The following is a 13525-nucleotide window of genomic DNA, read 5'->3' on the forward strand; positions in this document are numbered from 1 at the left end:
TAAACATGAAATAGATGATTCAGATAAATATCTAACAAAAGGTGTTACAGGTTATAATACAAGAGAAGTAGAAGGTGGAGAAGTTGGGGGTATTACTAATCAGGTATCTGGTATGTTTAGAACAGCTAAGAAAAATATAGCAGATAAAGGTTTATTTGGAAGTATAAAATCAACTATATCTGATGTAAAAGATAAAGGGATTTCTGGGTTTTTAAAAAGTCGAACTAAAGAAAATGAAGAAAATAGTATAGCAACCAAAAGAGAAAATAGAGTAAATTTAGCTGATTTTAGAAATCTACAAAAGAAGCGAGAATCAAGTAAAGCACAAAATAGTTCTGCATTAGGCCAGACAAATTTTCGAGATACACTTTCAAAAAATGCACAGCAGTTACAGGGAGTAAATCCTTTATTGTATGCAAAAAATGGTGCTTCTCTTAATAAAGTAAGAAAAATTAAGAAAGAAGTATTAAAAAAGTTAGAGAAACCAATAGAATTTAAAGATGGTGGTAAAGTTAATGTTATCCCAGAAGGAAAACTACATTCCAGATTAAATGAACATAATGAAAAGGAGATTACAAAAAAAGGTATTCCTGTAGTTATTTATAAGGATGGAGAAGCTATACAACATGCAGAAATAGAGAAAGAAGAATTGATAATTAACTCAGATCTTACTAAAAAAGTAGAGGATCTAAAAAAGAAATATAAAGAATCAGACGAAGATAAATATCTAATTGAGGTAGGAAAACTTTTTTCAGAAGATATTCTAGAAAATACAGAAGATAATGTTAATTTAATAGAAGACTAGAACTTATGAAGAAAGTAAAAATTAATATTGGAGACAAAGATTACATAGTAAAAGTAGCTGAAACAGAAGAGCAACAACAAGAAGGATTACAAGATATTAAGGAGTTGCCAAAAGATGAAGGAATGCTGTTTATCTGGGAAAAGCCAGAAGAAATTTCTATGTGGATGAAAGACACTAAGATTCCTTTAGATCTAGTTTTTATGGATTCAGACTTTAATGTTTTGGATATTTTTGAAGGAGTCCCAGAATCAGAAGATTACTTAACAGTAGATGATACTTCTGCTGTTTTAGAGGTTAATAAAGACTCTGGAATAAAAAAAGATGATATTTTAGAATTTATTGGTGGAACTGTTAAATCAGGAAAAATGTTGGTTTTAAAAGAAGATGGAACTCCTCAAATGGAATTAGAAGGAGGAGAAAGGATTTTTTCTCGACCAAATACAAAAATACTAATAAAATTTTCTAAAAGAGCTTATGCTACTAAACAAGATAAAGATTATAAGGCTCTAGGTAAAAGAATCTTCAAGTTTTTAGACATGCAAGATTCTAATGAACCTGAGTATGTAGAAAATAAATAATGTGAATGTCTTATAAGAATTTTTAATTTTAAAATTAATTTAAACAATGAAAGTAAAAACCAAATTTTTACAAGCAGGTGGAGCAGCACCAGCACCAGCACCAGCTGGAGCCCCAGCAGGGGGACCAGAAGAACAAATTATGCAAATGGCACAACAAATTGTACAAGAACTTGGGCCAGAAGCAGCAGCAATGTTATCACAGATGATTATGGAGATGCTCCAAGGAGGAGGCGCTCCACAAGAAGCCCCAGTTTATGCAAAAAAAGGTGGGAAATTAGTAAAAGTTAAGTAATTAATTAAAGGGAGCAGGACAGAACACTGTCTCCCTTTTTCTTTTTTAAAACATTCACAATATGGCATTGGTAAAAAAATTGAAAAATGGAAATACAATAACCCCCATACAAAGTGTGGAGGATTTTTTAGATAAAAAATTAGAAAACACTAAATTTACTAAAAAAGCCCTTCCTCATGCTCAAAAAGCTGCACAAAAATTTAGAGACCTATATAAAGAATTTTATAATACTCCTAAATTTGGTGAAGTTTACCAGTATGATAAATTATCCAATAAATACACTGTTAATAAAGAACAACTTCCAGAGGATTTAAGAGGATATAATTGAGAAGGAACAGATAAACCTGTTAGTAAAAATATATTAGGACAATATTCAACTGGAAATGAAGAAGAATCTAATTCTTTAATTGCCTCTTGATTATTAGACTTTGAAACAAATAATCCTGCAGAACCAGTAGAGAAACAAAAAAGATCTATAGCTTCTTTACAGGATTTTATAAGACTAAGAGATTTTGGTGGAAAAGGAGATGTATTTGAATCTCGTTGGGAAGAAATGGGAGAAGAAGATAGAAAAATAAAAACTCTTGATGCTGCTAAAAGAGCTGCACAAGATTATTTAGATGAATCTTCTACTAATAAAGATAAATATAATTACGAAAAAGTAGAAGAAACTCAGAATCTATTAAGTATTATAGAGAATGGTGATTGAGATTTATTTGTAGATTCTGCTAATAAATTAGGTTGAGACCCAACTAATCTTAGTTATAAAGATAGAGTTGAAGAAGAGCCTGCAGATTCAGAAGAAAACCAACTAAAAAGAAAAATTGAAGCTTTAAGAGAGAAAGGTTTGGATGACCAAACTATTGGAGCTTTAACAGCTAGTGGTTATAATAATATTGTAGAAGACTATAATCCTTCAGGAGAAGAATGGTTTTCTAATTTCTTAAAAGAAAAAAATTGGTTAGTAGTACAAGATAAAATGGGCAATAAGAAAATTCTTAATAAAGGAATGTCTATTAAGTCTCATTTATTTGATAATCCTCGATCTGAGGGATATGGACATTATATTAGTTCTGATGATGTAGGAAATGTAAAATTCTTTTCCCCAACTACTGAAGGATGAAATAGAGAATATTTTAAAAATCCAGTCGGAGATGCCTTTGGTTATAGAGGATTAGAAACAAAATTACCAGAAGAATATGCTGCGTGGAAAGCAAAAGGATGGCAATCTAAAGACAAAGAAGGTAATATTGCTTTAGATAAGTTTGGTTTTGCAGATTTTACACAAAAAATTACTTTGGAACATCCTACTACAGATGAACTAATAGAATTACAGTGGACACCTAAAGGATATATAAAGCAAGGAACAGAAGATCCTTTTGACATAGATATATCTGGTTATACACAGGATTATAAAGAAATGCCTATAAGTAATATGTTAAGTGCAGAAGGTGATCCTTACTTAAATATACAAGGAACTCAACAATTTAATAACTGAGAAGAACTAGAATCAGAACTTTCTTTTATTTTAGATCCAAATAATCAAGTAGGGAGAACTGAAGCAGTAGATTATGATAGGATGGCTAGAGTTATATCAGATTTAAGATATAAAATAGAAAATCCTTCTTCTATGGGAGAGAGGTTAAAAGCTCTTGATTTTTATGAAAAAATAAAAAATATGGGTCTTGGTGCAGCTATTAAACAAATACAAAATAGTGCCAAAGAATTAGGAGGTCTTTCTAATACAGAAACTCCAACTTCTATTAATGTTAATCCAAATTATTCAATTAATTCAACTACTACTAAAGGATTTACCTTTAAAAAAGGTGGTGTATTGGACTCTTTACAAAAAGGTGGTGTACTAAAGTTCAAAAAAGGTGAAAGTATGCCTATGTCTGAATACTTAGAAAAGTATGCAGGTAAAAAAGAAGAGAAAAAAGGTAAGAAAGAAGAAGAAAAAACTCCTATTAAAGATGTTACTGGAACTTTAAAGGACATGGATGCTTTAGATGTAAGTTCTTTAGCAGCTACTGGAGCTTCTTTTATTCCTGGATGAGGATTTTTTGGGGGACTTGCTTTAACTGGTATTGATGTTGCTAGAGGACTTAGAGATGATGATTCTACAGGAAGAATTATAGGAGAAACTGCTTTAAATCTTGGTTTTAGTCTTGCTAGTTTAGTTGGATTTGGTGGATTAAGATTGTTAAAGGGAGCTTCTAAAGCTGCAAAAACAACAGACAGAGTTTTAGATACAGGAAAAGCTCTTAAAAATATCCAAAAGTTAGAAAAAGTAGGAGGAGCTACACAAGATGCTACTAAATTAGTAAAAGGAGTATCTTCTGCAACTAAAAAATTAGGAAAGGAAAGTTTAGAGTCATTTGGAGAAAGAATTTCAAAATCTAATATAAAGAATTTATCTTTAAAAGATAAAGAAATTCTAAAAGATTTAGGAATAGCAGTTAGAAAAAATGGTGCTTTAGTACATGAAATTCCTGGAACAGTGGGACAAACTTTAAAACAATCTTCTGTTAAAGAAATTATTAAGGGTTCTAAAGAAGCTACTTTAAGTTTCCAGACTCTTAAAACAGGTGCTTATGCACAAGAATTGGCAGGTATTTCTAAAGTAGCTAAGAAACTTGTAAAAAGTAAAGCTGTTAAAAAAGGACTACAAGTTGGAATGCTTGGTGCAATAGGTGTTCCTGCTGTTAAGTCTGCTATTAGTATGACAGGGGACATCAAAGAAGGTGGTTTTGGAAATGTACAAGTAGGAGATTTACAAAGAGTTATGGCAGTATCTTCTTTAGGAAGACAGACTTGAAGAAACTTTAAAGATGCTAAAGCAGTTAAAAGATTTACTAAATCTACTTCAGTAGTAGATGATTCTTTTACTTTAAAAGCAGGTAAAAAAGAATTTACTTTAGATAAATCTATAAAAATTCCTCAGAAAGTAAAATCATTAAAAACTCCTATAAAAGGTAAATATAAACCAGAACAGCTTAAAGAGTTTAAAGATGAATTAAAAACTTCCGGAATAACTAAAAAGAGTGATGTAAAAGAAATACTTAAAAGGCTAGAACGAAAAGGAGATGTCGTAGTTGTTACTAATAAAGGATCTCAATCTGGATTAGAAATGGATGTAACTGCTGATAAATTCTCAGGTACTGGAGCTTCTGATTTTATTAGAGCAAAGAAAGCTTTAAATAGAGGATTAACTAGTTCAGGCTCATTTGGAATGTGGAGATTAAATCCAGCCAAAGTAGCTAAAGTAAGAAATTTAAGAGGCAAGTTAAATAAAATTGATAGTGACTTAGGAAGTATTCCACAGGGAACTACACAATTTAAAAACTTACATAAACAACAAACTTCACTTATTTCTGAATTAATTGAAACACAAGCTCTTAAAAAAGGAGGGGTTCTAAAATTCCAAAATCCAGCAATTCCTTTATCTTCCTCAACTCCATCAACGATGTTAGGTGAAGTAGATGTTTTTGGAGTAGATAACTCTAAAAAAGGACTTATAGGTAAATTACCAACTGACGAGAAGTGGCGAAGATTTAAAAATAGTTTGCCTGCACCTGGAAATTCAAACTTAGTAAATAAGAATGGAACTTTAAATACTATAGATACACCTCTTACTCCTGTAATTAATGATAAACTAGAACTAAATAAAATAAGAGAGGTTACTCAAAGAGCAAGAAATAGTACTTTATTTGCTCCAGGAAAAAGACTTTCTTTAATGACTACAAAAGATTATACTCTTACTGCTCCTACTAATGAAACATTATCTGGTATTGGAGAAAGTGGTTCAACTAATTATACAGGATGAAAAGGGCCTTTATCTGATAGAAAATGAAAAGGATGGGATAAAATAAAAGATTATGCAAAAGATCCGTCAGTATGAGGAAATGTAGGTAATTTAGCAACTGCTTTAATCTATAATAATAAAATTGCTAAAAAACAACGAAGGGCTGCTGTAGAAGGAATTGTAAAACCTGATTTTATGAAAAGAAGATTTTACAGAGTTTCTTCAGATGTAGATGCGCCTTATGCTTCAGCAGCTTCTAATTATATAGGAAAGTCAGGAAGACTAGCGAGTAATTCTACTGATATTGAGTCTGCTAATGCTATTCAATTAGAAGGAGAAAAGTTAGCTTCTCAAGCACGGCTTGAAGGGTCTGTTGCTAAAGCTAATGATCTTATGCAAAAGAGAGTTCAGCAAGAACAATCAGATGCTTCTGTAGATCAAGCTAATTTAGGCTTAATGAATAAATATAAAACAAATGTAGCAAGAGCTAGTCAACAACTTAGTTTAGTAGATTCTAAGAAATATAAAGCAAATGCCACTGCTATACAAGGTTTTACTAAGACACTTGCAAGTAACATTGAGAAAATCAAAGGACAACAATTAAGTAAAGATTATTATAATATTATAAATGATCCTGAATATACTAAATTAAACACCAGTCTTTCTGACATTATGAGAAGTAAAGGAGACTATAAAACAGAGTGAGATGACTATATAACTAGTGATGAAGGAAAGACAGCTAGAGCTAGTAACCAAACATTTGAGCAGTCTAATCAATATAGCCAATGGAAATCTAAATTAGATGCTGCACAAAATCAATTAAAACCATATATTGAGAAGATAAAAGCAGCTAGATTAAATTTACAAGTATATAATCCTTATTCTATGGAAAAAGGTGGAAAATTAAATCGAAGTATTTTGAAAAATAATGAACTTGCTTTAAAATCTTTGATAAAAATATTTAATTAATGAAGGTAAATATAAATAAATATCAAAATGGGGGAGGATTTGCTACTTTCCTCCCCATTATTAAAGGTGGGAATACACCTACTCAAAAAACTTCCAAAAGATCCACTACAAGTAAAAAGGAAGAAGAAGAGGAAGCTGGAATTGTAGATGATAAATTATATGCAGAACTTATAAAAGAGGGTTTAAGAAATGATGTTGATATGTTTATAGACAAATTGATAGAAATAGAATCATCTGATTTAGCTTATACAGATCCTCAAAATAGATTAAGAATGCAGAGACTTTTAGAGAAAGATATTAATAATATCTTACAACAAAAAAGTTATTGAACAGATTCTATTAATAAAGCTAAAGAAGCTGGGGGATTAAATGAAGTAGCTGTTGGAAGTAGTGGAGAAGTCTTTGTGAAAGATAAAAAAGGAAAAGTTGAAGCTATTTCTACTTCTGAATATAAACGAAAACATGAAGGAACTCCTGTAATGACAGTAGCAGAATTATTAAATGCTAGACAATTTAATCCTGATTTAGCATTTAATTCAGAAGTTTTTTCTGTAGCACAAAGTGCAGTGGGATTAAAGACTATTACAGACCACGCACAAAAATTAATGGAGACTTTAAGTGATTATTCTGAATCTTCTGATCTTGTATATGATAAAAAAGATTTAAGACAGCAATTAGAATATTTAGAAGCACAACCTGCATCAGAGTCTGTTATTAATGCTATGAAAGATTTAGAGGAGGTTTTAAATACTCCTGGAGATTATGCTGAGGTGAAAACATCTTATACATCTAAAAGAAAAAATATAGACAGAGCTTTAAATTATATATGAACTTCTATAGGACAAGGTGCTCAGAGAAAATTAAATGCTGTTGGAGCAGTAAATAATCTAGAAAATCCTAAAGAGATTCTTTATAATATGTTATATTCTTATACAGAAGAAGACACAGATAAAACTATATCACCTGTATCAGAAACTTCCGCTACAGGAAGTAGTCAAGTAAAATCTTTATCTGCTTTTCAAATATTAAATAAAGGAGTTTTAAATAATTCTTTAAATACTTTTGCATTAAATGAACCTGAATTAGGTATTGTATTAAGAGGCTCTATAGGAACTGAAGGAGTTCTAGTAGGTCAAGATGATAATGCTATTGGACAAACTACTTTAGGAAATATTTTTTCCAAACATGGATATTCTAGAGTTTTAGATACAAGTAAAGCTTTCTTTGGAGATAAAGAAATTAAATTACAAAATCAAAATCAGATTATACATGATGGGTCTACTACAGCTAGAACTTTTTTACCTGTTAATCCAGATGGAACTCTTGATTATGGTTCTTTTGAAGTATTTAAAAAATTATATGCTGAATATGAAGCTAAGAAAGACACTGCTTCTAAAGAAGAGTTAGAAAGAATATTTAATGAAGAGGGATTTAATGTTACTATTGATGAAGATGGAAATGAAAAATTTCTTAGGGAAAGTAAGTTAGTTAAACCATTTTTAGCTATGTATGGCTGAACAAATAGTGCTTCAGGTCTTACCGATGATAATAGTGGTGCAAAACAGCTTTCAAAAAATGAACAAAATCAATTAGAACCAATTTTTAATGATATTTGGACAATAAGAACAAATGAAGGAGTACAAGATTTTACTCCAGATAAAAGTTGGCATAATGAAAAATATTATAAAGGACTTATTCTTGTACCTTATAGAGATAATGCAACTGCTATTGTAGATGCTATATCTAAACAAGGAGCTACAACTCCAGTCCCTACATTACAAACTGTACAACATAATTATAAAGAAATGAATAAGCCAACAATTAATGGCAATGCTAAGGCTTTAGAAAATAATTAATATGGAAATAAATAAACCTAATGATATACTAGTTGCTACTTTAAATAATCCAAGAGCAACAATTTCAGACTTAAAATCTTCTGAATTTACTCCAGAAAATACATCATTATTTTCAAAAGATGAGTATAAAAGATCAGATTTTATAAAAGAAACATTTAAAGATAATAAAGGAAATTTTGATGAAATCGCTTTTGATAAATTTTATGAATTAGCTTCTGTTAAGTATAATGATTTAACAAATAATAAATATATACAAGATATAGAAGAAACGCAATATGATCCATTTGACATTACTAGACCTATTGATTCTTCTACTTATAAAGTATCTGTAGAATATTCTCCTGATAAAAATCCTTTTAAAGAGAAGTATAGTCAAACAGGTATTAATAGTATATCTGAATCTGATGCTTCTTTAAGGGAAATTGCTCAGACAAGTGATATTTATGATTCAGAAAAAGAAGAATGGTTAAATACTTCTGCTAATGAATTAGGTTTATTAAATAAATTTTTTGGGGAAACTTTAGTGTATGCACAATGAGATGAAGATGGTACACACGAGGATCCTATGAGTGGTTATTCAGTTAATCATAGAGTAGGTGACTGAAAAATAAATAAAAGAGGTAATCTTTTTATAGAAACGTTAGGAGATAGAGAAGTTTATAATAAACAAGTAGTTAATCCAACGGACATATTAACAGCCGATCATTCTTTAGTGAATAAGTTTGATTTTTTTGATGCTGATAATAAAGAAACTGCTGTTGGTAAAACTGCTGTAAAACTTGCTGCGAATATAGCTCCATTTTTAATTCTAGGAGTAGGTCGGCCATATGCAGCAGTAAAAGCTGCTATTTCATTAGCTTCTGTTTTACCTACTTTTTATAAAGCATTTGAAGGCATTCTTACTAATGATGAAACTTCAGATACTTTTGAACTAGCTACCTCTGCTGAAAATTACATGGCTAAATTTGCTGCTCGTTCTTTATCTGATGAAGCTCAGAAAAGTATGTTCAGTGGAGAAGCTATTGCCCAAATGACAGGAGATATATTTTCTCAAATTTACGAACAAAGAGCAGCAGCAGGATTAGCTAAAATCTTAAAATCTACTAAAGCAGGGCAACTTACAGTTAAACAAGAACAATTAGTTCAGAAAGTTAATACTAAGTTATATAAAGATCTTGCAGCAGGTAAATTTGGTACAGGAAAAGCTGCCATGAAGAAGATGACAAAGATTGGAAAAGCAGCTATGAATAAACTTCCAGAAATGAAAACTTTCCTTAAAAATCAATCTCAAATGGCTAAAACATTTTCTTTGGGATATATGGCTTTGACACAAGCAGGTGATATATATGGACAAGCTGTTAATTCTGGATTTGATAGAAGAGTAGCAGGATTTGCAAGTTTAATGGGCACTGCTGGTATATATGGTGTAATGTCCAATAATAGAATGGGAGATTGGTTTTTAGACAAAACTACTGGATATACTACTGGTGTAAATAAAGCAACTATAAGTAAAGCTGCTAAAAGGTTATTTCCAGAAGTAAAGAAAGGATTGGATCTTCCAACGGAGGCAGCTAAAAGATCTGCTTTAGCAACAACTGTTAAAAAATTTAAGGCTAATTTAGATGATTTATTTTTTACTCCATCTTCTATAGGAGAGAATCTATTGAAACATGGTTTTATCGAAGGTGTAGAAGAAGTTACTGAAGAAGTAGTAATGGATGGAGTAAAAGGATCTATCGATGCATTAACTAGTTTAGGATTAGTAAAACAAAAAGGAGACTTTAATACAGTAGAAAATGTATTTTCTAAAGCAGGTGCTGAAAGATATTTAGCTTCTTTATTAGGAGGTTTATTAGGTGGAACTTTATTTGAATTCCATAGAACTAGACTAGAACCTTGGATAAAAGGACAAGATATTCCTAAAGATGTAGAACAAGATTTATATCAAGTTATAGGTAATGGACATGCTGATCTTCTTATAAAAGAAGTTAATAAACAAAGAAATAAATTAGGAAATCAATATATATCTCCTTTACCTGGAGAAGAAACTAATCCAGAAGCAAAACCAGGACAATCGCAAGCAGATGTAATAGCAGATGTTTCTATCTCAATGATTAAAAATGTTGAGGGTATGATGCGATCTAATGACATTATCAAAACAGATGATGCTGTTATTGAACAAGCTATGAGGGATGAAGTTATTATCAAAGATTTAAGGAAAGCTAAAGGAAGTGCTCCTATAGGAATAGAAGGTATTATAATTGATGATTTTAGAAAAACTGCTGCAGAGATAGCTTATTATGCAGGAGAAATAGAGAAATATAAAGATGATGCTGAAACTGTAAAAAGATTAAAAGGAGAACAATCAGAATTTATCAAAAGAAAAGATGATATTTTATCTGGTTCTTTAAATGCAGAATATTTCGATGAAATAATGGTTTATTTTAATAAGCATATAAGCAATAATTATGCTGTTTTGGACAAGGCCGCTTTTTCTGAGGGTGCATATAAAAAAGACTATTACAGTCTCCCAGAGACAGGTGCAGGGCTCACAAAAGAAAGAATTAATCAGGAATGAAAACAATATGTGGAATCAACAAATTTAAGAGAGAAATTAAAAGTTGCTACTTCAGTTTATAAACAACATGAAAAGAATTTAAATAACGTTTTAAATGAGTATGTTGATAGTGGATATTCTAAACATAGAAAAGATATGTATGAGAATGTCCTTAAATTAAGTGAACTTACAAAATCTTTTAATGATGCAGATCCAAAAGAAAGGGAAGCTCTATTAAATAATTATATTATCATAGCAAAAGATATTGAGGCTAAAACTGGTAAAAGATTATTACCTTGGGATAATATGAAGACTGATTTTGTAAAAGAACTTATAGAAAATAAAGTAATAGTAGGACCTAATAATCAATCTATTAATAATTATTTGGGAAATAATGAACAAAAAAGAGAAACATTTACTCAAATAATGGAAGCAATAGTGGAAACTTATCCAACATCTGTTATTAGTCCAAATATGCTTTCTACTACTTTTGATCAAGCTATAGGTACTCATAATTCAGAAATACAAAAAAATATAGATTCTATTATTGCTGAAAATCCAGATTGGGAAAATGATGAAGAACTTTTAAAGCAAATTAAATCTCTTCAGGATTTAAAATTAGATGTTTATTTACTTGCATATTCTGATACACCAGCATTTAAAGATAAAAGCAAAGAAAATAGAGCAGCTTTATTACAAACTCATAATAATATAATTAATGAACAGACAGCTAAAATTACTTCTATTGAAAATTGGCAAAAAATTCCTGAGTTAGTAACGGAAAAAGAAAATCTTGAAAATTCTTTAGTAAATGCAGAAAAAGTTTCCATAGAAGATTTTTCAAATCTTAGGTTAAAAATAGTAGAAGAATTAGAAAGTTATGCTAATTTATTAGGAATAAATACTCATGAAGTAGGATTAATAAATTCTATGACTCAATTTTCTTCAGAATTAGATAAAATTAAACCTGCTTCTACTGAAGATTCATTAGAGAGTATTTTATCTTCACCTTTATTTAGTATTTATGAAAAATATAATTATAATAATCCAGAATTAATTACAAGTATTCGCAATGGAGAATTAAATAAAGATAACGTTGTATCTAAATTAAATAATTTCTATACTCTTATAAAAGATAAGAAAGATGCTTTTACAAAATATGAGGAAAAAGCTAATGAATTAGAAAAAGACCTAAATACTCCAGGAGATATATTCTCCTTAAAAAATTATGCTTTGGAAGCTATTATTGCTGAAGTTAAGAATGGAAATTTAGACCAAGAACTTAGTTCTGCAATGGAAGAAGAAATAGAATCTGAAATAAATTATATTAGAGATACCTATTTTAAGTATGATAATCTAACAAGAGATCAAATTCTTGATATAATCAGAAATGGAGATTCTTATAGTAAAATAATGGAAGAAGTATTCCAAAGATTTGCAGAAGAAGATACTTTTGAGGATTTATTAGAACAACTTCCTTCTTATATTAATACTATGGATGAAGTAGATTCTTTAGCTCCTTCAATAAATGATTTCTTAGGTGGATATAAGAATAGTGATTCTATAAAAGAGTTACTAGAATTAACAAATAATTCTTTCATACCTAATACTATATATGATTATCTACAACAGTATGAAATTTATCTTAATGATAATAAGCCAAGAAAGAAATCTATATTTCAGATTTTAAAAGAGGAAGAATTATCCTTATTCCAAGCTTCTGATATTACAAATTATCTTTCAGAAGGAATAAGAAATTCTGACATGCAGAGTGCTATTAATATGTTGAAAATGTTTAGAGGAACTGTAGAAGCAGCTAAAACCTCTGAATTAAGTGTAGATAATCCTTATGGATTTATTACTACTAGACAAAATTTTGCTAAAAGAAATGGATTAAAATCAGATATTTTAGATTTAAAAACATTTCCTTCTGATATAGCAGAATTAGCTAGTAAAGATCTAGAAAGAATTGAGAATAAATTACTATTTTTAAAAGAACTATCAAAACAAAATTCTGCTAAATCTTTCATAGAGCAAGAAATTATAAGAGAAAATATTAATAAAATTTTAGTAGAACATTGAGAACAATTAGAGGGATTAAATTTAAAGTATAATAGTAAAAATATTGTACCTAATCTTGATGATATATTTTCACAAGAACTTTCTGATGAAGAAAAACTTCTAAGAATTAAAGAAGAGTTATATAAATATCATAAAGGTAGTTCAGAAGTAGACAAGAATAATATTATGAAAATCTTGTTAAAAGAACAATATTCTTTTAATAATCAAGTAGATGAATTGGGACAAGTAGATAAAGAAACTACTGATATTTCAAGACATTTCTTTATTAATCAATTTGCTTCTGCTTTAGTTTTAAATAATAGGGATTTTAATATTAAATTATTAAATACGATAAAAAGTGATTTTGATAAAGCTCCTTTCTTTACACAGGAAATTGCTCTAGAACCACTTTTTGCTTCACTAATGTCACCTGAATTATTTGCTACTATAGCAAGAGAATCTGCTTTGCCAGAAACTCATATAACAGACTATATTACGTATGTATTAGGAGGAGCAGGAACAGGAAAATCTTCTGTACTTTTAAAATCTTTAATTTCTTTTATTAAAGGTAAAAATTCTAATATGTCAGTATGATATTCTGC

Annotated in this window: 18 protein-coding genes; all 18 read left to right on the forward strand. The window is 29.7% G+C overall.

Features of this window, described 5'->3' with window-relative positions; all coding sequences use genetic code 11:
- A partial coding sequence (locus PF569_08305; protein ID MDA3856234.1) for a hypothetical protein occupies nucleotides 1-805 on the forward strand: 805 nt, incomplete at its 5' end.
- A 5-nt stretch (nucleotides 806-810) separates the two neighbouring features.
- On the forward strand, nucleotides 811-1383 hold the full coding sequence (locus tag PF569_08310; GenBank protein MDA3856235.1) for a DUF192 domain-containing protein: 573 nt from the start codon (nucleotides 811-813) through the stop codon (nucleotides 1381-1383).
- A gap of 46 nt (nucleotides 1384-1429) precedes the next feature.
- Nucleotides 1430-1675 carry a hypothetical protein gene (locus PF569_08315; protein MDA3856236.1) on the forward strand — a complete coding sequence of 82 codons (246 nt, stop codon included), beginning with the start codon at nucleotides 1430-1432 and terminating at the stop codon, nucleotides 1673-1675.
- A gap of 61 nt (nucleotides 1676-1736) precedes the next feature.
- Complete coding sequence (locus tag PF569_08320) at nucleotides 1737-2003, forward strand: hypothetical protein (GenBank protein ID MDA3856237.1); 267 nt, start codon at nucleotides 1737-1739, stop codon at nucleotides 2001-2003.
- 225 nt (nucleotides 2004-2228) lie between these two features.
- Entirely contained in the window at nucleotides 2229-2384 is a 156-nt protein-coding gene (locus tag PF569_08325) for a hypothetical protein (GenBank protein MDA3856238.1), read from the forward strand.
- Between the two features lie 138 nt (nucleotides 2385-2522).
- Complete coding sequence (locus PF569_08330; protein ID MDA3856239.1) at nucleotides 2523-2798, forward strand: hypothetical protein; 276 nt, start codon at nucleotides 2523-2525, stop codon at nucleotides 2796-2798.
- A gap of 174 nt (nucleotides 2799-2972) precedes the next feature.
- Nucleotides 2973-3173, forward strand: a complete 201-nt coding sequence (locus PF569_08335) for a hypothetical protein (GenBank protein MDA3856240.1) — start codon at nucleotides 2973-2975, stop codon at nucleotides 3171-3173.
- A gap of 81 nt (nucleotides 3174-3254) precedes the next feature.
- On the forward strand, nucleotides 3255-3731 hold the full coding sequence (locus PF569_08340) for a hypothetical protein (GenBank protein ID MDA3856241.1): 477 nt from the start codon (nucleotides 3255-3257) through the stop codon (nucleotides 3729-3731).
- Between the two features lie 144 nt (nucleotides 3732-3875).
- A complete protein-coding gene (locus tag PF569_08345) occupies nucleotides 3876-4493 on the forward strand; it encodes a hypothetical protein (protein ID MDA3856242.1) in 618 nt (205 codons plus the stop codon).
- A 312-nt stretch (nucleotides 4494-4805) separates the two neighbouring features.
- Nucleotides 4806-5501, forward strand: a complete 696-nt coding sequence (locus PF569_08350) for a hypothetical protein (GenBank protein MDA3856243.1) — start codon at nucleotides 4806-4808, stop codon at nucleotides 5499-5501.
- A 174-nt stretch (nucleotides 5502-5675) separates the two neighbouring features.
- Nucleotides 5676-6185 (forward strand): hypothetical protein, encoded by a 510-nt coding sequence (locus PF569_08355; protein ID MDA3856244.1) that lies wholly within the window; start codon nucleotides 5676-5678, stop codon nucleotides 6183-6185.
- A gap of 263 nt (nucleotides 6186-6448) precedes the next feature.
- Nucleotides 6449-6778 (forward strand): hypothetical protein, encoded by a 330-nt coding sequence (locus PF569_08360; protein MDA3856245.1) that lies wholly within the window; start codon nucleotides 6449-6451, stop codon nucleotides 6776-6778.
- Between the two features lie 75 nt (nucleotides 6779-6853).
- Entirely contained in the window at nucleotides 6854-7279 is a 426-nt protein-coding gene (locus PF569_08365; GenBank protein MDA3856246.1) for a hypothetical protein, read from the forward strand.
- Between the two features lie 87 nt (nucleotides 7280-7366).
- Nucleotides 7367-7966, forward strand: a complete 600-nt coding sequence (locus PF569_08370) for a hypothetical protein (protein MDA3856247.1) — start codon at nucleotides 7367-7369, stop codon at nucleotides 7964-7966.
- Nucleotides 7967-8306: 340 nt separating this feature from the next.
- Complete coding sequence (locus PF569_08375; protein MDA3856248.1) at nucleotides 8307-8843, forward strand: hypothetical protein; 537 nt, start codon at nucleotides 8307-8309, stop codon at nucleotides 8841-8843.
- Nucleotides 8844-9017: 174 nt separating this feature from the next.
- Nucleotides 9018-10883, forward strand: a complete 1866-nt coding sequence (locus tag PF569_08380) for a hypothetical protein (protein ID MDA3856249.1) — start codon at nucleotides 9018-9020, stop codon at nucleotides 10881-10883.
- Between the two features lie 9 nt (nucleotides 10884-10892).
- Nucleotides 10893-12944 (forward strand): hypothetical protein, encoded by a 2052-nt coding sequence (locus PF569_08385; protein ID MDA3856250.1) that lies wholly within the window; start codon nucleotides 10893-10895, stop codon nucleotides 12942-12944.
- A 165-nt stretch (nucleotides 12945-13109) separates the two neighbouring features.
- Nucleotides 13110-13517 (forward strand): hypothetical protein, encoded by a 408-nt coding sequence (locus tag PF569_08390; protein MDA3856251.1) that lies wholly within the window; start codon nucleotides 13110-13112, stop codon nucleotides 13515-13517.
- The last annotated feature ends 8 nt before the right edge of the window (nucleotides 13518-13525 follow it).

This window comes from Candidatus Woesearchaeota archaeon (assembly GCA_027858315.1).
GTDB lineage: Archaea > Nanobdellota > Nanobdellia > Woesearchaeales > UBA583 > UBA583.